Annotated in this window: 25 protein-coding genes; 12 read left to right on the plus strand and 13 right to left on the minus strand. The window is 34.6% G+C overall.

All coding sequences use genetic code 11. The annotated features are described in order from the left end of the window. Positions 1–270: 270 nt before the first annotated feature. The 10 genes from AC5YGG_RS05750 to pdhA form a co-directional block, all read right to left on the minus strand. The gene (locus AC5YGG_RS05750; RefSeq protein ID WP_496143516.1) at positions 271–882 is read right to left on the minus strand and encodes an inorganic pyrophosphatase; all 612 of its coding nucleotides are present in this window, start codon (positions 880–882) and stop codon (positions 271–273) included. Positions 883–900: 18 nt separating this feature from the next. Continuing rightward, positions 901–1,413: a DUF7935 family protein gene (locus tag AC5YGG_RS05755; protein ID WP_076553366.1), complete on the minus strand. Its 513-nt coding sequence runs from the start codon at positions 1,411–1,413 to the stop codon at positions 901–903. 36 nt (positions 1,414–1,449) lie between these two features. Continuing rightward, entirely contained in the window at positions 1,450–2,346 is an 897-nt protein-coding gene (locus AC5YGG_RS05760) for a phytanoyl-CoA dioxygenase family protein (protein ID WP_496143517.1), read from the minus strand. A 105-nt stretch (positions 2,347–2,451) separates the two neighbouring features. Continuing rightward, positions 2,452–3,369 carry a hypothetical protein gene (locus AC5YGG_RS05765; RefSeq protein WP_496143518.1) on the minus strand — a complete coding sequence of 306 codons (918 nt, stop codon included), beginning with the start codon at positions 3,367–3,369 and terminating at the stop codon, positions 2,452–2,454. Then, the gene (gene radC, locus AC5YGG_RS05770) at positions 3,366–4,043 is read right to left on the minus strand and encodes a RadC family protein (RefSeq protein WP_496143519.1); all 678 of its coding nucleotides are present in this window, start codon (positions 4,041–4,043) and stop codon (positions 3,366–3,368) included. Before radC ends, AC5YGG_RS05765 begins: the two co-directional genes overlap by 4 nt. Before the next feature lie 16 nt (positions 4,044–4,059). Beyond that, complete coding sequence (locus AC5YGG_RS05775) at positions 4,060–4,818, minus strand: DUF6263 family protein (RefSeq protein WP_496143520.1); 759 nt, start codon at positions 4,816–4,818, stop codon at positions 4,060–4,062. 12 nt (positions 4,819–4,830) lie between these two features. Continuing rightward, positions 4,831–5,409 carry a murein L,D-transpeptidase catalytic domain-containing protein gene (locus AC5YGG_RS05780; RefSeq protein ID WP_496143522.1) on the minus strand — a complete coding sequence of 193 codons (579 nt, stop codon included), beginning with the start codon at positions 5,407–5,409 and terminating at the stop codon, positions 4,831–4,833. 16 nt (positions 5,410–5,425) lie between these two features. Further along, positions 5,426–6,094 (minus strand): ABC transporter ATP-binding protein, encoded by a 669-nt coding sequence (locus AC5YGG_RS05785; RefSeq protein WP_066699707.1) that lies wholly within the window; start codon positions 6,092–6,094, stop codon positions 5,426–5,428. A 112-nt stretch (positions 6,095–6,206) separates the two neighbouring features. Then, the gene (locus tag AC5YGG_RS05790) at positions 6,207–7,805 is read right to left on the minus strand and encodes a dihydrolipoamide acetyltransferase family protein (RefSeq protein ID WP_496143525.1); all 1,599 of its coding nucleotides are present in this window, start codon (positions 7,803–7,805) and stop codon (positions 6,207–6,209) included. 108 nt (positions 7,806–7,913) lie between these two features. After that, positions 7,914–8,915, minus strand: coding sequence for a pyruvate dehydrogenase (acetyl-transferring) E1 component subunit alpha (gene pdhA / locus AC5YGG_RS05795; RefSeq protein ID WP_496143527.1), 1,002 nt, complete (start codon positions 8,913–8,915; stop codon positions 7,914–7,916). 499 nt (positions 8,916–9,414) lie between these two features. Here pdhA and AC5YGG_RS05800 point away from each other — a divergent pair, with 499 nt between their 5' ends. Together AC5YGG_RS05800 and AC5YGG_RS05805 are read left to right on the plus strand one after the other, a co-directional pair. Beyond that, the gene (locus tag AC5YGG_RS05800) at positions 9,415–10,017 is read left to right on the plus strand and encodes a phosphatase PAP2 family protein (protein ID WP_496143528.1); all 603 of its coding nucleotides are present in this window, start codon (positions 9,415–9,417) and stop codon (positions 10,015–10,017) included. 8 nt (positions 10,018–10,025) lie between these two features. Beyond that, positions 10,026–10,520, plus strand: coding sequence for a BlaI/MecI/CopY family transcriptional regulator (locus tag AC5YGG_RS05805; RefSeq protein WP_496143530.1), 495 nt, complete (start codon positions 10,026–10,028; stop codon positions 10,518–10,520). Positions 10,521–10,552: 32 nt separating this feature from the next. Here the strand turns inward: AC5YGG_RS05805 and rbp are convergent, their stop codons facing one another. Then, entirely contained in the window at positions 10,553–10,915 is a 363-nt protein-coding gene (rbp, locus tag AC5YGG_RS05810; RefSeq protein WP_065394644.1) for an RNA-binding regulator, read from the minus strand. A gap of 346 nt (positions 10,916–11,261) precedes the next feature. On the opposite strand from rbp, the gene AC5YGG_RS05815 reads away from it, so the two are divergent. The 9 genes from AC5YGG_RS05815 (at position 11,262) to AC5YGG_RS05855 (ending at position 21,162) form a co-directional block, all read left to right on the plus strand. Then, positions 11,262–11,675: a DUF6157 family protein gene (locus AC5YGG_RS05815; RefSeq protein ID WP_496143531.1), complete on the plus strand. Its 414-nt coding sequence runs from the start codon at positions 11,262–11,264 to the stop codon at positions 11,673–11,675. Positions 11,676–11,772: 97 nt separating this feature from the next. After that, positions 11,773–12,168: an acyl-CoA thioesterase gene (locus AC5YGG_RS05820; RefSeq protein ID WP_076553354.1), complete on the plus strand. Its 396-nt coding sequence runs from the start codon at positions 11,773–11,775 to the stop codon at positions 12,166–12,168. After that, entirely contained in the window at positions 12,165–12,725 is a 561-nt protein-coding gene (locus AC5YGG_RS05825) for a helix-turn-helix domain-containing protein (RefSeq protein ID WP_496143533.1), read from the plus strand. Before AC5YGG_RS05820 ends, AC5YGG_RS05825 begins: the two co-directional genes overlap by 4 nt. A 252-nt stretch (positions 12,726–12,977) precedes the next feature. Beyond that, a complete protein-coding gene (locus tag AC5YGG_RS05830) occupies positions 12,978–15,839 on the plus strand; it encodes a heavy metal translocating P-type ATPase (protein ID WP_496143534.1) in 2,862 nt (953 codons plus the stop codon). A gap of 4 nt (positions 15,840–15,843) precedes the next feature. Then, entirely contained in the window at positions 15,844–16,572 is a 729-nt protein-coding gene (locus AC5YGG_RS05835; protein ID WP_496143535.1) for a DUF72 domain-containing protein, read from the plus strand. Positions 16,573–16,878: 306 nt separating this feature from the next. Beyond that, positions 16,879–17,739, plus strand: a complete 861-nt coding sequence (locus tag AC5YGG_RS05840; RefSeq protein WP_496143536.1) for a polysaccharide deacetylase family protein — start codon at positions 16,879–16,881, stop codon at positions 17,737–17,739. Positions 17,740–17,801: 62 nt separating this feature from the next. Beyond that, positions 17,802–18,461 carry a YggS family pyridoxal phosphate-dependent enzyme gene (locus AC5YGG_RS05845; protein WP_496143537.1) on the plus strand — a complete coding sequence of 220 codons (660 nt, stop codon included), beginning with the start codon at positions 17,802–17,804 and terminating at the stop codon, positions 18,459–18,461. 55 nt (positions 18,462–18,516) lie between these two features. Next, positions 18,517–19,701 (plus strand): sigma-54-dependent transcriptional regulator, encoded by a 1,185-nt coding sequence (locus AC5YGG_RS05850; RefSeq protein WP_496143538.1) that lies wholly within the window; start codon positions 18,517–18,519, stop codon positions 19,699–19,701. Positions 19,702–19,800: 99 nt separating this feature from the next. Then, positions 19,801–21,162, plus strand: a complete 1,362-nt coding sequence (locus AC5YGG_RS05855) for an MATE family efflux transporter (protein WP_496143539.1) — start codon at positions 19,801–19,803, stop codon at positions 21,160–21,162. A 324-nt stretch (positions 21,163–21,486) separates the two neighbouring features. Here the strand turns inward: AC5YGG_RS05855 and AC5YGG_RS05860 are convergent, their stop codons facing one another. Both AC5YGG_RS05860 and AC5YGG_RS05865 read right to left on the minus strand, forming a co-directional pair. After that, positions 21,487–21,990, minus strand: a complete 504-nt coding sequence (locus AC5YGG_RS05860) for a GNAT family N-acetyltransferase (protein ID WP_496143540.1) — start codon at positions 21,988–21,990, stop codon at positions 21,487–21,489. Between the two features lie 278 nt (positions 21,991–22,268). Then, positions 22,269–22,829, minus strand: a complete 561-nt coding sequence (locus tag AC5YGG_RS05865) for a Crp/Fnr family transcriptional regulator (RefSeq protein ID WP_496143541.1) — start codon at positions 22,827–22,829, stop codon at positions 22,269–22,271. 75 nt (positions 22,830–22,904) lie between these two features. On the opposite strand from AC5YGG_RS05865, the gene AC5YGG_RS05870 reads away from it, so the two are divergent. After that, positions 22,905–23,594, plus strand: a complete 690-nt coding sequence (locus AC5YGG_RS05870; protein WP_496143543.1) for an HAD family hydrolase — start codon at positions 22,905–22,907, stop codon at positions 23,592–23,594. Positions 23,595–23,613: the final 19 nt, after the last annotated feature.

A 23,613-nucleotide genomic window follows, 5' to 3' on the forward strand; every position in this document is an offset into this window, starting at 1 on the left:
AATATAGGAAATATAGAATGTAAACAGATTTTTTATAGTAAATGCGGAAAATTTAATTCAGGAAAAAAGCCTTTAGAATATGAGTTGGTGAGTATTTTACCATTGAATTCTTAAAGTCTATTTAGGAGGTAAGACTATTTAAGGTGATCTTGGTTTTAAAGAGTTTGATTGGCTTGCTGCACTTGTTATTTCATATTTTAAAATAATTCTAATAAAAAAAGGACAAACAGTTTCCCGTTTATCCTTTTTTATTATTTAAATCAGAGAATACTATCCTCCGAAATTTTCAGCGTAGTCTGCTTGAGAAGCTTTGATTACTTTTCTTGCGTGTTCTGCTCCGTATACTTCCTGGATTCTACATTTTGCAGGCTCATCCGGTAAGTTTTTATACGTTAAGAAATAGTGCATTAATCTTTTCACTTCTGCTTCCGGTAATTCAGAAACATCTCTGAAATGTCCAAATGCATGGTCATTGATCATTACAGCTATAATTTTATCATCAGCTTCACCCCCATCGATCATTTTGAATCCTCCGATTGGAATAGCTTCCATTAATAAACCTCCAGCATGGATATTGTGAGAACTTAAAACACAGATATCAAGTGGATCGTGATCTCCCATAGTTACATCATCAGCTCCTGATTCTACTGCCAGTTTCATTACTTCCTTATCGCAATATGTTTTTGGAACAAATCCGTATAAAGCTGGAATAATGTTAGAAAATTTCTGTGGTCTATCTACCTTTAAATATCCTGTTTCTTTATCTACTTCATATTTAATAGTATCTGAAGGAACAATTTCCACAAATACGTTTACAACATTTGGCGCATCTTCTCCTGCAGAAATTCCGTGCCATGGATGTGCTTTAAAATTTGGAATCATTATTTTATCTGTTATTTTTTAAGTTATTATTAAAATTTCTTTTCTTAAATCTTCTATCGTTTCAGCAATATAATCGTTGCTTTCCATATAATTCATGATAAAAATGGTCTTGAATTCATCAAGTTGTACTTCCCCTTTCAATCCGTCATATGTTTTGTGAAGCAATTCTATAATTGCATTTTTTGAATCTACGATATTCTTCCATGAGTTTTTCGTTACATAGAGCTGTTGTGAAGAATTATATTCAAATTCTTCGTTGATCGCTTTTTCTGTAAGGAAAATGAATTCATGAACAGCAAGTCCTCTGTCAAATCTCTGAATAAGATTGGATGGTTTTATCCTGTCAAGAAACAAGGTCATCCTTTCGTAGGAATGTGCTTTATTCTCTGAGTTTGACTTCACCGTAAGCAGCTTTATTTCCTGATTTTTAAGAGTAATATACGAGTGTACAAATTGTCTCAGCAAAACCAAAAAAGGAATTGCAATGATTAATGCAAATGCATACGGTAGATATCCTGAAAAACTCGTCATAATTTTAGGATGCAAAATTACTAATATTTTCTGATATTACAGTTCAAATAACGCAGGTCTTTGTGTAACTTCATGATAGCAAACACTGTTTTCATCAAAAAAGTGATATACCAGGCTTTTTCGGGTTCTGTTTTTGTCTGTGTGAGGCTCTCCCCCATGAAGAATATTGGCATGCCAGATCAGCATATCTCCTTTTTTTGCTCTGAATATTTCTTTCTTCAAACCTAATTCCTTCACTTTATTTTCAAGAAATTCTTCGTAAGCCTTATAACTTTTCTTTCCAATCTTAAGAGAAGTCCCCTCATTATCATAATCAGAATTAAGAAAATAAGGTAATTTATGGCTTCCCGGAATATAGTGTAAAGCTCCGTTATTTTCATCTACATCTTCCAAAGCAATCCATACTCCTAAAAGTCCCCCTAAAGGATAAGTCGTCATATGAATACTGTCCGAATGGGTCTTCTGCTGACTTCCATTAATAAAATTTATACTCTGAAATAACTTAGCATTACCATCTAATAAAACAGATAGAAAATCTAATAATTTCTTATCATTTCCAATATTTCTTAGTATTTCCGAATGATGAATGGCAAAGACTAATTTTCCGCCGTAACGAAATTTTAAAGTTCCGTCATTCACAAGTTTATCAATCTCATCATTGATTTTATCAGCAGTATCCGGACTTATAAAATTTCTTAAGATCATATAGCCGTTATCATCATACTGAAGAGCACTTTCTTTATTTTCTTCTGATAAATTATTAAAAAAATCGGTTGAAGAAAGTTTGTCCTGCGCAATGCTTCTTTCCGTTTGAGGAAGATGGGTAAAGTCTTTACTGGAAATGCTTGAGAAATAACTTTTCTTGATTCCGTATTTTTTGTATAATGGAATATTGTGCTTCAATTTATCCTTTTTGAAAAAGTTATAAAGCATATATGATAATTTATAGCGACGAATTTGCTCTAACATAACGGTTATTATAAGTGTTTATAAAGATAGGGAATATTAGTTAATTAGAACCAATCTAAACAATAGTTTTCATGGCTTAAAATACTTGCCTCTAGCTAAAAGAATACCTAGTTTTTTAAAAAGTTCTTTCTTTGTTCTTTCAATAATTCCGTAAGGTTTCAGTTCGGGACGAAATCCTCTGAAAAATTCTTCAATATTTGGAATATCTCCGCCTTCAAAGTCGAAGGTATTGGTTTCAATAATTTCTTTAATTCTTGTATCAATTAATACTGATGCTCCTGACAGTTTCACGTATTCTTTATCACTGAAGGTTCCCAAAAGCGCTACTGTAGCACAATCTGAATAGGTTGCAATAACATTGATGATTTTTCCATGATAATAGAATGCAAGAAATTTAAGATAATTTTTATGATAAGAAGTTTCAAAAATTTCCAAAAAATCTAACAAATCCGTTTCTTTTCCCAAGCCAATGATATTAGCTTCTATGAATGGTTTAACTTCCTGAAAAGAGACTTCCTTAATTTCTGAATGATCTAAAACTTCCTGATCCAGACGTAATTTCCTCTTTCTTTTTGGAGAATATCTTGCAGATACCTTTTCATAAGGTTCAGGATAAATTAAAAAATTCTTTTTTGTTCTAAACCCATCACTTAGTTTATTACCATCATTAAATGAGTAAATTCTTATCAGGTAATTGTCTTCCAGATAATTTAAAAACTGTGTGTTTAGCTGTAAATCATCTTTTTTTGAGAAAACACCTAATTGCTGACAAAGTTTAGGATTATGAACAATCTTGATACCATATTTTCTAACAAAAGGTATGGGCATTACTGCTTCATAATCTTTATATACCAATATTTCCCATTGTCCTTTAGCGGTAATATCTAAAAAATCTCTGGTTGCAGAATATTTTCTCTGTTCCGAATTTTCCAGGCACTGAGAGTATTTTTCAAAATCAATTTCATTGTATTTCAATCTTCTAATCATAATAATCCCGAGTCAGAAAAGCTAAAATATGAGTTTTGTGTAATAATGATATGATCGAGAAGCTGGATGCTTAATACATTTCCTGCTTCTTTTATTTTTTGAGTAATATTAATATCTTCCTTGCTTGGTTTAAGGTTTCCTGAAGGATGATTATGCGCAATAATAATTCCCGTGGAAAAATGTTCGAGTGCTGTTTTAAACAAAATTCTGACATCTACAATGGATTGGCTTATTCCTCCCTGTGTCAACTGTGAAACATGGATCACTTTATTGCTGTTATTGAGAAAAATTGCCCAGAATTCTTCAGTTCTTAAATCTGATAATTGATTTTTAAGAATATCATAGGCATCGTGGCTATTACCTATAACGGATCTTTCGGGAATCTCCTGTCCGGCTCTTCTTCGTCCAATCTCCAGTGCTGTAATTATTGAAATAGCCTTAGCTTCACCTATTCCTTTGAATTTCATTAAATCTTTTACGGAAAGAAGACTTAGCTGATGCCAGTTATTATTTACTGAGGTTAAAATCTTTCTTGCCAATTCCAATACGCTTTCTTCTCTGTTGCCGCTTCCCATAATAATGGCAAGAAGTTCAGAATCGGAAAGAGCATTCTTACCTTTTTGTAAGAATTTTTCTCGTGGTCTATCGTCTTCGGCAAGAAATTTTATGGACATTGAATATATTTAATAATTAAAAACCGTCTATTTTAGGAGTAATGGTAAAAGTAGCCTTTCCTCCTCCTATCTGTACAGGCATATTTCTTTCGGCAGAAACTAAAGTTCTTGTTTTACTATCAAAAATATACTTTCCATCAATATCGGAATCTTTCATCACGCCCCCACCGCTCAGTTTTGAGTTGACTGAAATTTCTATCTTATTATCTTTTGTTCCTTTATAAGTATAATTATTGGAAACAGACATTGCTTTTACAATTGGATTCGGAGTGGTGTCCTGCCATGTAAAACCATTTTGTACTGTTTCTTTAGGGAAAACTACGGGAATAATATTGTATTGATCGATATGCAAATTTCCGGAAATCTCTTTACTAAACTTTTGTTTTTCAATGATTTTTCCATATTTACCAATCTTAAAAGTAAACGGATTATTGAGCATTGGCTTAAATTCCTCTCCCATTCCGTCATCTGAACTGGAGCTTTCTCTGGAATCATAATGAATTTCTTCTCCAAACATTTTTTGGTTGTAAGTCATCCTCACAATTTCTCCTGTCACATAATAATTTGAATCTTTGTCTACAGAATCTATTGTATATTTAACTTCTGTAGCATCATTCATGCCGCCATTTCCATTTCCTTCAGTAGAGGTAGAATAAATTAAAGTCTGTTCAAAACCTTTTTGAAGATTAAGTGATAAGTTTTCTTTTTGAGTTTCTTTTTTTCCGCATGACACCATCATCATTAAAGAAATAGAAAGGATAGATATTTTTTTCATAGGTATTAGTTTTTAATAAAAGGCATATAGCATAATCGGCTGTTCTGATTTATCAATATGCTTTGCAGATTCTTTAAAAGCATTTATTGAAAGCATTGGACAGCCTAAACTCAAACATGCAGGATTTTGAGATTCTATATCAGGAACACATGGTAATGAATGAAGGACAATCGCTCTTTCCATTGCTCTGCTATTGGTGGTATCTAAACCTTTTAAACGGTAAGATTTACCGAATTGACCGATATAGCTTTTCCCAATCTCGTATTTCCCTAAAGATGACTGATATGAGCCTTCTACATTACTGAATTTTAAAGCATTTGATCCGGGAGTTACAGAACCAGATCCATGAGATACAACAGCTTTATATATTATTTTTTCATTTTTCAGATCATAAATAAAGTATCGATATTTTCCGGATGGGATTTTAAAATTGATGAAAATCGCCAGTTGCTGATTGTATCCTTTATTTTTGATAAAGTTTTTAATTTCTGAAATTTTTGTAAAAGGAATTTCCTCAACTTTTGCTTGCTGAGAATCTACTTTTGAACAGGAAATTAAAAGTATAAAAAGAAAAATAAAGTGTTTCATCATCTGCGTAAGTACTGCTCTATTCGATAATCATTCCGTCTTTCATTACAAGCTTACGGTCTGTAATTTCAGCAAGATTGGGGTTATGCGTTACGATCACAAATGTCTGATTGTATTTATCTCTCAGGTCAAAAAATAATCGGTGAAGGTCATCCGCATTTTTTGAATCCAGATTTCCTGTAGGTTCATCAGCAAAGATAATTTTTGGAGAATTGATTAAAGCTCTTGCAACAGCTACCCTTTGCGCTTCTCCACCAGAAAGCTGATTCGGTTTGTGATTCAGTCTCTGCTCGATTTTCAGGTCTTCAAATAAAGCATATGCTTTTTCAATAGCTTCTCTTTCATTCGCACCGGCAATTCTTGTAGGAAGCAATACATTTTCCAAAGCAGTAAATTCAGGCAAAAGTTGATGAAACTGAAATACAAATCCAATATTTTGATTTCTGAACTTAGATAGCTGCTTATCATTCATATTAATAAATGATTCTCCTGCAATTTCAATTTCAGTATCATATTTTCCGGATTGCGTAGGATGATCTAATGTTCCTAAGATCTGTAATAATGTAGATTTTCCGGCTCCGGACTCTCCAACAATAGAAACAACCTCTCCTACTTTGATATGAATATCAACTCCTTTCAGTACTTCTAAATTCCCATAAGATTTATGGATATTTCTTGCTTTAATCATGATTCAAAAATAGTAACATATTGTCGATTTTACAACACATTGTAATAACATTATTTGTATTAAAACAAAAAACCTCCCGATTTGGGAGGTTTTATTATTTTCATTCTAGAAATTACAGTAACAATGTTAATGGATTTTCTAAATATGTTCTTAATGTCTGTAAGAATTGAGCACCTGTAGCACCGTCTACCACTCTGTGGTCACATGCCAATGAAAGTTTCATTGTGTTTCCTACTACGATTTGCCCGTTCTTAACGATTGGCTTCTCGATGATAGCTCCTACTGAAAGGATCGCAGAGTTTGGTTGATTAATAATACTTGTAAATGTTTCGATTCCGAACATCCCAAGGTTTGAAATAGAGAATGTAGATCCTTCCATTTCGTTAGCCTTAAGACCTTTGTTCTTAGCTCTTGAAGCCATATCTTTCACTGATGCAGAAATCTGAGTATAAGTCATCTGATCTGTATTCTTCAATACAGGAACAACTAATCCGTCAGGAATAGCTACAGCTACACCAATATTGATATTTCCTCTGTGAATGATCTTATCTCCAGCCCAGCTTGAATTTACCTGCGGGTGTTTTCTTAAAGCAATTGCTGTTGCTTTAATGATCATATCATTGAATGAAATCTTTGTATCTGGAATAGAATTGATCTCTTTTCTAGCTTCAATTGCTTTATCCATGTTGATTTCAACCATCAGATAGTAGTGAGGAGCAGAGAACTTACTTTCAGAAAGACGTTTCGCGATAACGTTTCTTACCTGTGAGTTTGGAGTTTCTGTATCTTCTCCCTGTACAAAACTTACAGCAACCTGAGCAGCAGCATTTGCAGCCGGCGCTGAAGCAGCTGATTTTGCAGCTGGCTGATAGTTTTCAATATCTTTTTTAACAATTCTTCCGTTTTCACCAGAACCTTGAACGCTATTAATGTCAACTCCTTTTTCCTGAGCCATTTTCTTAGCTAATGGAGAAATTGCCACTCTGTCAGAAGACGAAGAATTAGCAACCGGAGCAGCTTTTTCTTCAGTTTTAGCTTCTGTCTTTTGTTCAGCTGGTTTTTCTGATGACTGAGCAGCAGCTTTTGGAGCTCCTACGGCTGAAACATCAGTTCCTTCAGGACCAATAATAGCCAATACAGAGTCTACCGGAGCAGCACCTCCTTCTTCTACACCTTGCTTCAATAGTACACCATTGAATTCTGATTCAAAGTCTTGAACTGCTTTATCTGTTTCGATCTCAGCAAGAAGATCACCTTCTTTTACTGTATCGCCTACATTTTTGTGCCATTTAGCTACTTTACCTTCTGTCATTGTATCAGAAAGTCTTGGCATTGTGATTACTTCTACTCCTGCCGGAACTTCTGCTGAAGCAGTTTCCACAGCTTCTGCTTTAGGCTGTTCTTCTGATTTTTTTTCTTCAGAACCTGTAGCGGGAGCAGCAGCCCCACCTGTTAATCCTGAAATATCTTCTCCTTCATTACCGATAATTGCTAAAACAGAATCTACAGCAGCTGCATTACCTTCTTCTACACCTACGTATAAAAGGGTACCTTCTACTTCAGATTCGAAATCCTGAACTGCTTTATCAGTTTCAATTTCAGCTAAAATATCTCCTTCCTTTACTTTATCTCCTACTTTTTTATGCCATTTCGCCACTTTACCTTCCGTCATAGTGTCGGAAAGGCGAGGCATCGTAATTACTTCTGCCATAATTATTTTTAATTTGAAAATTTAGCAATCTGAAAATTTGAAAATTAAAAAAGGATATACAATATCACATTCTCAAATTTTCAAACTGTCAAATTAACTCATTATCTTTTAGTTTTCTAATTTGTCTAAGAATGGATAGTTCTCCTGAGCATATACATACTCGTAGATTTTCTCTGGATCCGGATATGGAGAGTTCTCCATAAACTCGATACACTCTTCAACAAAATCTCTGGATTTGTTATCCATAGCTTCCAATTCTTGTTCAGTAGCCCATCCGTTTTCAAGGATTCTGTGTTTTACTAACTCAATTGGATCATCATTTTTATGAATAGCTACTTCTTCTTTAGATCTGTAAGGCTCAGCATCAGACATAGAGTGTCCTCTGTAACGGTAAGTTCTGGCTTCAATAAACGTTGGTCCGTCACCTCTTCTCGCTCTTTCAATAGCTTCGTAAGCGGCTTCAGCTACTTTTACAGGGTCCATTGCATCTACAGCAAGGCAAGGCATTTCATATCCTAATCCTAATTTATAGATATCTTCGTGGTTGGCAGTTCTTTTCACAGAAGTTCCCATCGCATATTGGTTGTTTTCTACAACGAATACTACAGGAAGTTTCCAGTTCATTGCCATATTGAAAGTTTCGTGTAATGAACCTTGTCTTGCAGCACCATCTCCGAAGAAGCAGATGTTTACTGCTTTTCTGTCGAAATATTTATCTGCAAAAGCAATACCTGCTCCCAAAGGAATTTGTCCTCCAACAATACCATGACCTCCGTAGAAACGGTGTTCTTTGCTGAAAATGTGCATAGATCCACCCATACCTCCAGAAGTTCCGGTAGCTTTACCGCAAAGTTCTGCCATGATTCTCTTAGGATCTACTCCCATCGCCATTGGATGGATGTGACATCTGTAAGCAGTAATCATACTATCCTTTGTAAGATCCATTGCATGTGTAAATCCGGCTGGGATAGCTTCCTGCCCGTTATACAAATGTAAAAATCCTCTGATCTTTTGTTTTAGGTAAAGAGAACGGCATTTGTCTTCAAACCTTCTCCACATTGTCATATCTTCATACCACTTCAGGTATACCTCTTTAGAAAATTCTTTCATGTGTTAGCTCTTGCTTTTTTATGATGAAATAGTTGAGCAAAATTATGAAAAAAACTTTGTTTTTATTCTATACATACATAACTTTTCGTTTTTTCTCTAAAATCTATTTGCAGGCGGAAGGGATTATTCTTAATTTTCGACCCTTGAAAGCGGTTGTAAAACAATATTTATTCTTTCCTTCTCTCATTGAAATCCTTAAGAAAAAAGCCTATCCGTAAGGCTTTTACTGAATAAAAGATAAAAGAATACATCAAAAAAATTATTACATTTTATTCTATTACTTCTTAGATCTTTAATTATTGTTAACATATCTTTTGGTTATTTCAACAGCTTCTTTTCGGGTGAAAATGTGGCAAGTTTAAGGATTCTGGCTTCAATATTATTATCAAAATTGCCATGAAGCCCGGCTGTTTTTTCTTTACTATCTTCCATTCTTTATCAGGCATTCTTCATTTGTTTTTTGAGGTTATAATCTTATATTTGGCTTTTAAACTTTTATATGGAAGAAAAACAGGCTTCACTTCTCTACAAAGTATCAAAGGTCATCTCTGACTTCTTCAATCCTTTGGTGTCACTGATCATCTTTTTTGTTTATATGAGCATCAGACAGTATACTGCTAAGGAATCTTTTCTTTATTTTATTCCTTTATTATTAATGATTATCATACCTGTTATTATCTGGCTGGTATGGAATGTAAAAACAGGCAGATATACCAATATGGATGTCTCCAATCGGGTCCAGAGAAAAACTTTATATATTTTCATTGCAGGCTGTGTTATTACTTACCTTATCTTTAATTATGTTAGAAACGGATATCTTGATTTGGTAATGTTATTTATTTTAATATTACTTTTTGCACTACAGATCAGTAATTTTTTTATTAAAAGCTCTATGCATACTGCCTTTAATGTATTCGTAGCTGCTTTGTTTTTCACATTAGACTGGAAAATGGGACTTGCCTGGATGGGAATCGCTATTTTAGTGGGAGTTACCAGAGTTATCTTAAAAAGACATACCGTAAAAGAAGTATTTATGGGTGCAGGAATAGCTTTTATGATATCTTTTATTTATCTTTATTGCAATATACAATTTCAACATTAGAAGAATACATGAAAATTAATCATCTTACTGCCGCAGAAGAAAACTTTATGAAGCTGTTTTGGAAAATGGAATCTTTCTATCTGAAGGACGTTATGGAGCAGCATCCTGAACCGAAACCACACCAGAATACTGTTTCCACATATTTGAAAATATTGGTTGAAAAGGGATATTTATCTACTGTAAAAGAAGGAAGAATCTTCAAGTACACGGTACTTGTTCCGTTTGAAGAATATAAAAAATTCTTATTAAAGGAGCTTTCGCACAACTTTTTTAATGATTCAGGAAAGGAGATCCTTGAGTTTTTATTCAAAGAAAATTTAATCTCGCAAGATGATCTTAAAGGTTATTTTGACCTTAAGATTGAAATCAAGCCTGCTAAAGTAAAAGTGGAAGATCCGAAGTTTGAGTTTGCTGACGAGATATTAAATCCAAAGAAGGAAAAGAAAATCAAGACAGGAAAAGAAAAAGACAAAGACAAAAAGAAGAAGAAAAAGAAACAATAAAAAAAGCGGCTTAAAAGCCGCTTTATTATTTTTTACCAACGATTTCCACCGCCGTTACCACCACGATTTCCACCGCCGTAGCCACCGCCATTTCCACGGTTGTTACCACCGTAACCTCCGCCTCTGTTGTTGTCGAAGCTTCTTCTTGGCTTCTCTTCTCTTGGCTTAGCTTCAGATACGTTTAATGTTTTTCCGTTGAATTCTTTCTGGTTAAGAGCTTCAATAGCTTGCTTTCCCTCTTCATCACCCATTTCTACAAAACCGAAACCTCTTGATCTTCCAGTTTCTCTGTCTGTAACGATTTTAGCTGATGATACATCACCAAATTCTGCAAATAGATCATGCAACTCATACTCTTTAGTTGCGTAATTGATGTTTGAAACAAAAATGTTCATTTTAAATAAATTAAAAAATTAATAAAAATTTGGTATATAAAAGAAAAACAACATAAATTAATGAACAAATATTGATTCCAAATATAAACGTATGCAAGATACAATTAAAAATTTCAAATCAAAGCTTTTTTTTAGATGTTTCTCACATTAGTTTGAATTTGATTTCACAAAAAGGAAGTAAACACACCATAAACAACTGAATAACAATACTATAAAACAATATTCACAACAAAAGTTAAAGTTAGTTAACATAATAAATTATATTAAAAATATCTAAGCTTAATTTCTAAACTGCTCCCTAAGAATAACATTATCTTTATAACTTGCTCTTAAATTACTATTCATCATGAAACAACACACCACCAATTATATTAATACATTCATTCAAATTGCAGAAGACTGCCCCGTTTCTCAGGCACAGGTTCCACCTGAAAAGAAAGAGAAAACACTTGCCAATCTCCAATACGAACAAATAAGTAAGAATCCTTACCAATATTCTTCTGATGATATTCTTTTTGAATGCTATGCTTTTAAAAATGATATTCCGGAAAGCCAAAAACCAAATGAAAGAATCCTATTTTTTTCTAAGGGACAGGCATGCCTCCGATCTTCTCCCCTTGCGAAAAGATATGGCTTCGGAATTCATCATAATAAAGAAGGTAAGGTTGCCATATACCCTGTAGAAAGTGAAGAGTACCAAAAGTTATCTGAAGACCCTTCCATCACAAAAACAAAAGCAATGCGCTCCAAAAGAAAATGATTGAGAAAATGAATAGTTTTATTTTGATCAATAAATATTATTCTTTTGCCATAAACAGCTTTAAACACTAAATTTGTACTGCAAATTATTAAAGAACATGAACTACCATACAAGAAAATGGGTAAAACCCGAAGATCTGAATCCTAATCACTCTCTTTTTGGAGGAAGACTACTACAATGGATTGATGAAGAAGCTGCATTATATGCTATTATCCAGCTGGAAAATACAAAAGTGGTGACAAAATTCATTTCAGAAATCAACTTTGTAAGCTCTGCAAAACAAGGAGACATTATAGAAATAGGAATTGAAGCCATTCATTTCGGTTCATCTTCCATTACTTTAAGATGTGATGTACGAAATAAAATGACTCATCAAACCATAATTACCGTTGATAAAATTGTAATGGTAAACCTTGACAGCGATGGAAACCCAGCACCACATGGCAAAACTCAAATAGAATTTGTAAAAGACAGGTTAAACAGCGAACTATGAAAATCTTCATAAAGAACATGGTCTGCACCAGGTGCATTGCCGCTGTGGAAACAATCTTCAACAATGCAGATATAACGACAAGCTCCGTTATCCTTGGAGAAGTAGAGACTACATCAGATATTCCTCCAACAATTATGCAGTCTATTGAAGAAAAACTGTTGCAAACCGGTTTTGAAAGAATCATGGATTCCGCACATCAACTTGTGGAAAAAATTAAGAATCTCATCATTGTAAAAGTAGGTGAACTTGACATTGATGAAGATTTCCTTCTTTCCGAATTTTTAAGTTCAAAACTTCATAAAGATTACAGTTCCCTTTCCAAAACGTTCTCACAGAATGAGAATATCACTCTGGAGCAGTTTTTTATTCTACAAAAAATCGAAAAGGTAAAGGAACTACTTTTATATAATGAATTCAACCTTACTGAAATTGCAGGAAAACTAGGCTATAAAAGTGTACAGCATCTTTCTACTCAATTCCGTAACGTTACAGGATTTACACCTACTGAGTTCAAGAAATTAAAAGATCATCACAGGAAACCTCTTGACAGCCTATAGTGAAGTTGTAGAATATTAGAGTTTGAGTGTCGGAGTATTTGATTGTAGTAGAGTTTGATATTACACACCGCCACTCTAATACTCTAATACTCTAATACTCTAATACTCTAATACTCTAATACTCTAATACTCTAATACTCTAATACTCTCCCACCCTCAAACTCCCAAATCTAAATTCTATAACTATTATCCTTAAATTTATAACAGCCTTACATTTTCATTTTGGAAATTTGTACTATAAATTTAAGAATCATGGAACAACAGTATAAAATACTCGGAATGACCTGTTCCGGTTGCCAGAAAAAAATATCCAACCAACTGAACAGCATTGAAGGAGTTACCGCCGATGTAAACCTTGAAAATAACACTGCAACAATCACGTCCAATCATGAAGTGACGCTTTCTGCCTTAAATGATGCGCTGGCAGAAATAGGAAAATACAGACTGGAAGATCCAAACAACCCTGAAAAGACCTTTGTAAAACCTCAGGACCGAGTATCTCCATCTTCGGTATATTACTGTCCTATGGAATGTGAAGGTGAAAAAGTATATTTCAAGCAAGGTGAAAGATGTCCGGTTTGCAATATGTATTTGGTTCCTATTGAAGAAAAGTTAGCCAAAGATCCTAATCATAAACCTACTTATTCAGCAACCAACCTACCGGCAAACTTCAAAGACAGTATTGGTAAATATTATTGTCCGATGTTTTGCGAGGGAGATAAAACATATGATGAAAAAGGAGATTGCCCTGTCTGCCATATGCATTTGGAGGAAATCACAGGCGATATGGCAAAAAATGCAGCTTCACACCAACATCATTCACATGAACATAATCACAGCCATGCACACCATCACCATCATGAAGCACCCAAAGTTACAGATGAAATGGCTGGCAGATACTATTGCCCGATGTATTGCGAAGGAGATAAAACCTATGATTCGAACGTGGGCTGTCCGGTTTGTGGAATGGATCTCGTAAAATATCCCGAAAAGAAAACGGCAAAATACACTTGCCCCATGCATCCTGAAATCATCAGCGATGAGCCCGGAAGCTGTCCGATCTGCGGAATGGATCTCGTAAGAATGCCTGACAGTGGAGACGATGAAGAAGATGAAACCTATAATATTCTAAAAAAGAAGTTTATTACTTCGTTACTATTCACAGTTCCTGTTTTCATACTGTCCATGGGCGGAATGTTTATTGATTTTCCTTTCTCACATACAATCCAAGGGTTTATTGAGCTTGCCCTCACTCTTCCGGTTATGTTTTATTCCGGTTGGTTTCTGTTGAAAAGAGGTTGGGTTTCATTCAAAACATGGAATCTTAATATGTTCAGCCTTATTGCACTTGGAGTAGCCGCAGCGTTTATATTCAGTATTGCAGCGTTGATTTTTCCTGATATTATTCCGCATGAAATTCGTGGTCACAATCATGAAATCCCATTATATTTCGAGGCGGTTTGTGTGATCTTAACACTCGTTATTTTAGGACAGTTAATGGAAGCTGCTGCTCACAAAAAAACAGGCAACGCCATTAAAGAACTTATGAACCTCTCTCCGGATGAAGCCAATCTTATGGTAAATGGAGAAGAAAAGAAAGTGTTACTTTCCCAAGTAAAAATCGGGGATTTATTAAAAGTAAAACCAGGTGAAAAAATTCCTGTTGACGGAAAAATCATAGAAGGAAATTCTATCGTTGATGAAAGTATGATCACAGGAGAACCCGTTCCTGTCGAAAAAAGTATAGACGATAAAGTATCCTCAGGAACCATTAATGGCAATCAGGTATTTATCATGAAAGCTGAAAAAGTAGGTGATGAAACTTTACTTTCTCAAATCATCAAAATGGTAAATGAAGCAAGCCGAAGCAGAGCTCCTATTCAAAAGCTTACAGATAAAGTTTCTAAGGTATTTGTTCCAGCAGTTATCCTTATTGCCGCTCTTACCTTTGTTGCATGGCAGTTTTTCGGTCCAGAAGGAAAAAGAAGTTTATTCGCTTTTGTAAATGCTGTGGCAGTCTTAATCGTGGCGTGTCCATGTGCTCTTGGACTAGCCACTCCAATGTCTTTAATGGTAGGAATTGGAAAAGGTGCCAAAAACGGTATTCTGATCAAAAATGCTGAAGCTCTTGAGCAAATGAACAAAGTAAACGTTTTAATTACAGATAAAACAGGGACTTTAACGGAAGGAAAACCATCTGTAGAATACATAGAAACAGTAAACAATGAGGATAAAAATCAAATTTTAAAACTTGCATTTTCATTGAATCAAAATTCTGAGCACCCACTCTCCAATGCCGTTATCAAAAGGGCTAAAGATGAAAATATATCCGCTGAAAAAGTAGATCAGTTTGAAAATATCTCAGGAAAAGGGGTAAAAGGAAACATCAATGGAAAAACAGCATATCTAGGAAACGAGAGTCTCTTAACGACCCATCAGATCCAGATTCCGGATGCATTAAAACAAAAAGCAGTGGAAGTACAATCAAAAGCACACACCATTTCTTATATAGCACAGGAACAACAGGTATTGGGATTCATCAGTTTTACAGACAAGATCAAAGCAAGCTCCAAAAAAGCTGTCGAAAGATTAATGAGTGAAGGCGTTGATATTATGATGATGACAGGAGACAATGAACATACTGCCAAAGCCGTTGCAGACGAATTAGGAATCAAACACTTCAAGGCAAACTGCCTTCCTGAGGACAAGCTTAATGAAGTCAAAAAACTACAGCAACAGGGCAAAATTGTAGCTATGACCGGAGACGGAATTAATGACTCCCCTGCTCTGGCACAGTCAGACATAGGAATAGCAATGGGAACCGGTACTGATGTTGCAATTGAAAGCGCAGAAATCACTTTATTAAAAGGAGATATTCTGGGAGTAGCAAAAGCCAAACTTCTAAGTGAAAAGCTTCTTAAAAACATCAAGGAAAACCTGTTCTTTGCATTCATTTATAATGTACTTGGAATTCCCGTTGCGGCAGGATTATTGTATCCTTTCTTTGGAATTCTCTTATCACCGATGATCGCTGCTGCAGCCATGAGTGTAAGTTCATTATCCGTGATTCTGAATTCATTGAGATTAAACTCAGTAAATTTAGATATAAAATAACATCATGAAAAAAGAAAATCTTTACATAGGATGCTCGGGGTTTTATAATAATGACTGGAAAGGGTCTTTATATCCTGAAAATGCTCCAAGTAAAGATTTTCTTTCTTTATATTCCCAAACCTTTAATGCTGTTGAAATCAATTCTACTTTCTACAGAAAACCTACCGCAAAAACACTCTTAAAATGGTATGACGAAACTCCTGATTCATTCAGATTCTTTATAAAAATTCCTAAGTCTGTCACTCATATCAATCGTCTGGCAGATTCAAAAGAAGAGATTACAGCATTCTGCGAGCACATTCAGCAGCATCTTCAACATAAACTTTCAGGATTTCTGTATCAGCTTCCACCATCCTTTAAAAATACTACAGAAAATTTAAATCAAATCATTACGAATCTCGACTTTAATTTTTTTAATGTCATTGAATTCCGTCATGAATCCTGGTGGACTCAGGAAATTTTCACAATGTTAAAAAAATTGAATATTGTTTTTTCCGGAGTAAGTTTTCCTGGTAATCTTCCTGAAGACCTGATCATCAATCATCCTCATATCCTTTACTACAGACTTCATGGCAAGCCTGTTCTCTACAAATCCGAATACAGTAATGATTTTCTTGATCATCTTGCAAAGGACATAGAAACAGCTAAACAAACGGCTTTCATATTCTTCAATAATACCTGGGGAACTTCAGCCATTAAAAATGCTCAGTATTTAAAAAGTATCATAGAGTAATCGCTTCCTGTTAAGATCAAAAAAGCAGATGCAAATATTTAAAATTTATTAATTCTCTATTATATGAAGAATATCAAAACCCTAACATAAATAGAGAAAAACTATTGTTATCACATTTATAAATGTTAAGATTTAACAATAAACAAAACATTGGCTAACAATGAAGTATTTAGTGGAAATCTCCCTTAAAATAAACTTCTTAAAATAACCTTAAAAAGGCTGTTCATAGCAATTAATGGCATATAATTTGTTAACATTTATGCGTTATTTTTAACGATTTTTAACATTTAAAATTCCATTATCTTTATGAGAAAAATTTTTGCGGGAAAGTCAAAAAATACGACTTTTCTCGGGATGGTTGTATTGATGAGTGCAACTTCGGTTTTATTGAACAGCTGTAATTTCAAGAATGATGTGAATGACCAGGTCAATTCACAGGAACATCCTGCCGCAGAAACCGTCGTCAACACAGACGATGAAAGCGTAGATCCGGATAAAAGAGTGATCTATCTAACCTTTGATGATGGTCCGAACCAAGGCACCGAAAACCTTTTAAAAATCCTCGATAAAAGAAATGTCTGCGCTACTGCATTTCTGGTAGGAAAGCATGCCTATGGGAGTAACAGACAAAAAAAGGATTTTGAACTTTTAAAACAGAATCCATTAATTGAGCTGGCGAATCATAGTTTTACCCATGCTCACAATAAATACACAGATTTCTACAAAAATGCAAATTCTGTTGTAAGAGATTTTGATATCGCAAAAGACAGCCTTAAACTTCATGATATGATTGCGAGAACTCCGGGAAGAAATATCTGGAGGCTTAATAATATTAATATAACTGATATTAAAAGCTCTACTGCAGCAGCAGATGGGCTGAAAAAAGCAGGCTATAAGGTAATCGGCTGGGATCTTGAATGGAGACCTTCTCAAAAAATGACGTTAAAAGGAAGTCATGAAGCCATGCTGAAAAAAGTAGACAGTATTTTCATGAACGATCTTGAGAAAACTTCAAGACATCTTGTATTTTTAACTCATGATCAATATCTGAGAGATGTAGATTCTATCAACGAGCTAGATCTTTTTATTGAAAAACTACAGAAAAGCAACAAGTTTGTATTCAGAAAAATCTCTCAATATCCAAAGATTAACGAAGTTTTAAATTAATATTTTCCGTAAAAAATATTCTTGGCTGGGAACTGTCACGGAATTTTCGGAAATTTGCATTTATGAGTATTAAGGAAAATTATAAAGCTATAAAGGATCAAATTTCGTCAGATGTACAACTGGTTGCGGTTTCAAAAACGCATCCGGTTTCTGCTATTCAGGAAGTTTATGATCTCGGACAAAGAGTTTTTGGAGAAAATAAGGTTCAGGAACTGATGGAGAAATCCCCACTCCTGCCGGACGATATTCAGTGGCATCTGATTGGACATTTACAAACTAATAAGGTAAAATATATTGCTCCGTTTATAGATACCATACAAAGTGTAGATTCTGAAAAACTATTATCAGAGATCAATAAAGAGGCTGGTAAAAACGACAGAACGATCAAGGTTTTGCTTCAGGTAAAAATTGCGGCAGAAGATACTAAGTTCGGACTTGAAATTACAGAGGCAAAATACATATTCCAACAATATATTGATGGAAATTTTCCACATGTTGACATTACAGGCTTAATGGGAATGGCAACTTTCACAGATGATGAAGAACAGGTTAGAAAAGAATTTTTAACTTTAAAAGGTCTTTTCGATGAATTAAATCAACGAAAAACATTAAAAACCTTATCAATGGGAATGAGTGATGATTTTCCTGTAGCTATTGAGTGTGGAGCTAACTCAGTGAGGGTCGGATCTGCAATTTTCGGGAGAAGAGACTACTCTAAATAGATTTTTAGGTACGGTTTTTGCTAATAATTGAAACAAAAAATTTAAATTTGCGACTATGCAAAAAATCCTTATAGTAGAAGACGAAAAAGCAATCTCGGGAGTACTTCACAGTATTCTGTCTGATGAACTTACAGATTATGAATTTGTTATCGCCGAAGACGGCCTTGAAGGTTACAAACAGGTAGAAAAAGAAGATTTCGCCCTAGTGATTTCTGACATTAAGATGCCTAAACTTTCAGGAACTGAACTTTTAAAACAAAGTCTTGTCTTAAAGCCTGAAACAACTTTTATCATGATCTCTGGTCACGCTGACATTGATTCTGCTGTTTCCTGCTTGAAAGAGGGTGCATACGACTTTATCTCCAAGCCAATTGACATTAACAGACTTATCACCAGTGTAAAAAATGCTCTGGCTAAAGAGACGTTGAAGAAAGAGAACAAGAATCTTCAGACTGAGAACAAAACGTTAAAGAAGAAAGTAAGCAAGAAATACCAGATGATCGGTGAGTCTGCAGGTCTGAAAAAGATCCAGGATATGATCGAAAAGGTAGCTGTTTCTGATGCAAGAGTTTTGATTACAGGACCCAATGGTGCCGGAAAAGAATTGGTAGCTCACGCTATTCACAACCAAAGTGATCGTGCAAGAGGTCCGATGGTAGAGGTAAACTGTGCCGCTATTCCATCTGAGCTTATTGAATCTGAACTTTTCGGACACGTAAAAGGATCTTTTACAGGGGCTATCAAAGATAAGCAAGGAAAATTCGAACAGGCTAACGGAGGAACTATTTTCCTTGACGAGATTGGTGATATGAGTCTTATCGCTCAGGCTAAAGTATTAAGAGCGCTTCAGGAAAGCAAAGTTTCTCCTGTAGGAAGTGATAAAGAAATAAAAGTTGATGTGAGAGTAATCGCAGCAACTAACAAAAACATGCAGAAAGAAATTGAGGAAGGAAAATTCAGAGAAGACCTTTATCACAGACTTTCTGTAATTGAAATCTATGTTCCGCCATTGGATGAAAGAAAAGAGGATATTAAATTATTGGTTGAACATTTCTCCGGTATGATTGCTGATGAGCACGGTACTGCTATGAAAAAGTTTGATGATAAGGCTATTGATGCTTTAAAAGCGCTTTCATGGACTGGAAATATCAGAGAATTAAGGAATGTTGTTGAGAGATTAATTATTCTTGGTGGAAATACTGTTTCTGCAGATGACGTTGCAAGTTTTGTAAGGAAATAATAACCCTATTATTTACAATATATAAGATTTGCAGTATAGTTACTGCAAATCTTTTTTTTTGACTATTTGAATTATAAACTATATGAATCTTAAAATATTATGAATTTTTTAAACAAAAACTATACAAAAGAATGCCTGACTTTGGCTCTGCCTGTGATGCTCACCCAGGTAGGGCAAGTTTCAGTGAATTTATTTGACAATATTATTGTCGGAAAACTTTTAGGTGCTGACGCATTAGCATCTGTCTCATTAGGGAATGCCGTATTTTTCTCCATATTCGTACTTGCACTTGGGTTTTCATTTGCAATACCTCCATTGGTTTCAGAGGCACATTCAAAACAGGATCACCATACTATTAATTCAGTATTCAGTCATGGTTTTATGATTAACATGCTTGTAGGGATTATCCTCATGATGGTATTACTTTTAGGGATGCCACTACTCTATCATACCGGACAACCGGCAAAAATTATTCCTGATACGGTAGACTTTTTAGGTATTATGGTGGTCAGCATGATTCCAATTATGGCTTTTCAAACTCTTCGTGAGGTGTCGGAAGGATTATCTTATACTATCGGGGTTACCAAAGCTACTATTATTGCGAATGTTATCAATATTGTTTTAAACTATGTTTTCATAAAGGGACTTTGGGGAATTCCGCCAATGGGGGTTAAAGGATCTGCATTAGCTACTTTGATTTCCAGAATATTTATGGTAGTTTTCCTTTATTTCGTATTGCTTAAGGAAGAAAGAACAAGACGTTATATCAAGGATTTCTCATTGAAAATGCAAAACTTCTCAAAAGCAATGTTTGATAAAATGGTTAAGTTAGGATTACCTACAGCTTTACAAATGTTCTTTGAAGTAACTGCTTTTGCCGGAGCTGCATTTATTTGTGGATTGATTTCTGCTCATGATATTGCCTCTCACCAGATCGCTCTTAGTATGGCTTCATTTACCTTCAACCTTTGCGTTGGATTCAGTGTAGCATCCACCGTAATGATTGGAAGAAAACTGGGTGAACAAAACTTTGTGGAGTTGAGAAAAGTCGGGATCAATAATTTAAAGATTGCCTTTATCTTTATGTGTATCTGCGGATTGATTTTCATTCTGGGAAGAAACATTTTACCAACTTTCTTTACGAAAAAAGAAGAGGTAGAAGTTATTACCTTAGCTTCAAAACTAATGATCATTGCAGCTCTATTCCAGCTTTCTGACGGAATTCAGGTAACTGCTTTAGGAATGCTGAGAGGGTTACAGGATGTGAAAATACCATCTATTTACACCTTCATTGCGTATTGGGTTATTACTATTCCTTTAGGATATTTCTTCTGTGTAACACTGGAAATGGGAGCTTTCGGAATGTGGATCGCTCTTGGCTTAGGACTTACAGTATCTGCTGTTTTCCTTGTCAAACGATTCTTAAATATGTCTGCGAAACGAATTAAGCAGAATGCATAATATACTAAAGGCTGTTTCAACTGAAGCAGCCTTTTTATTTTCTCTTAGATTGAGCTGATTTCAATACAAAAAGTAAACTGAAGAAAATATTTTTAAAAATAATTTCATTGTCTTCTAAATATATTTGGGCAAAAGCCAATGGTAGACAAATCTTTTATGATGAATATCCCTATTAAATTTTATACACTTAGACTTTATAAGAATCGTACTTACATACATTGACATTCACTATAAATATCTGCGTAATCCGCTAAATCTGCGAGAGACTTTAATAAACAATAAGAAAAAGGCTATCCCCAATGAGATAACCTTTTCTATTTTATTTTATTTGATTCTTTTACCTAAAATCTTCAGACTTCTTTCAATACCATCCAAAACAGCTACATCCGGCAATGTCCCCCAATCTTCAAAACCAAAATGTCTGAATAGCTTCAAGCTTGGCTCATTATGAAGGAAAATAAGGGCTACCAGATTGATTACTCCAAATTTTCCGGCATTGTCAATACAATATTGAAGAATTGTTTTTCCATATCCTTTTCCTCTACAGCTTTCATCAAGATAAATACTTACTTCTACAGTTCCGCTATAAGCAGGACGTTCATGGAACGAACTGAAGCTTACCCATCCCACAATATGTCCATCAGAATCTTCTACCATCCAAAGTGGTCGGGTATCAGGATTATGTTCGTGAAACCACTTCTCTTTGCTTTCTACAGAAACTTCTTCTACATCTGCCGTCACCATTCTTGAAGCGATGGTAGAGTTGTAAATGGCTACAATTTTATTTAAATCGGCTAATTCTGCGTTCCTGAATTTTAAATCTCCCATGGATATTACATTCAACATTTATGATACAAAAATAATAATTTTCAAGACACACCCCCTAGTTATTTCATATAATTAAGTCGTTTTACAAACAAACAACCAAATCAACCCCATAAAAACAATATTAAAATTTAATAAAATAATTTAATCATTCATTCGTGTTGGAATAAGCAAAGGCTCAATTGTATTTTAGGAGTGGGTATCTTTAAGGCGCAAAGATTTTATCGCTGATAAAATTTAATACTGCATAATTCTTGGTGTTTTAGCTTTTCCAACAATATTTATTTTAGATCCTTCAGAATCCTGTTTAAACTTCTTACTGCAATACCGAGGTAGGCAGCCATATCTTCTTTGGAAATCTGGATATTCTGTTTAGACTGCATTTTAAGCAACTGCGTAAGTGTATGTTCTACCGTATACAACTGTTGATAGGAAGCTCTGCTCGAAGTATTGATAATACGTTCTGCAAAGGAGTTTAACAATAAGTTATTCAGGATAAGATCTTTTTGAATCAATTCATTAAAATATGATAGACTGATCGTGTAGACCGCAACTTCTGTTAATGCTTCAATTCCACACAGGCATGGGATATTTTTAATGAGTTCTACTTCACCCAGAATTTCACCGCTCCCTAAAAATTCAACAATATACTCTTTACCATTTTCTTCGGTAAAATAGCATTTGACAATCCCCTCTTTAATTAGCAAAATGCTGGAAAGAGATGTATCCTGAACCAGTAATTTTTGACCTTTTGAAAAAGACTGTAATAAAATACTGTCTCCATGCTGCTTCTTATAAAGCTCTTCAAGATAGCTTAAAAATGATTGATTGGTCCTTAACATATGCACTCGGGACAATTGTCCTTTTCTGTTTTATTTATTATGTTGAAATTTGAACCAGAAATTTACAAAACTAAAATGAATAATCATATTACTACAATTGCCTTTGATGCAGATGATACCCTTTGGATCAACGAACCTTATTTTCAGGAAGCCGAGAAAGAGTTTTGTATGCTCCTTGAGGATTATCTTCCCCAGCATTCCGTATCTCAGGAGTTGTTTAAAACAGAAATGCAGAATCTCCATTTGTACGGTTATGGTGTAAAGGGATTTATGCTCTGTATGATTGAAACAATCGGCAGAGTTTCCAATAATACAGCCTCTTTACAATTAGTCAATAAAGCTATTGAATTAGGGCAGGAACTTCTTCAGAAACCTATCGAATTGCTGGATGGGGTTACTGAAACGTTAGAAAACTTAAAAGGAAAATACAGACTGGTTGTAGCTACAAAAGGAGACTTGCTGGACCAGGAACGTAAATTGAAAAACTCAGGGTTACAGGAATATTTCCATCATATTGAAATCATGAGCGACAAAAAGGAAAGTGATTATAAAAAGCTCTTAAAACATCTTGACTGCAAGGCAGAAAACTTCCTAATGCTTGGAAATTCCATCAAATCTGATATTCTGCCGGTATTGGAAATAGGAGGATCAGCAGCCCATATTCCTTATCATGTTACCTGGAGCCATGAACAGCATGATATTCATCTGGAGCATGATCATTTTATGGAACTGAAAAGCATTGATGAAGTATTACAATTTCTTTAATCATTAAATTTTAGTACAA

Source organism: Chryseobacterium sp. CS2K3 (assembly GCF_059515185.1).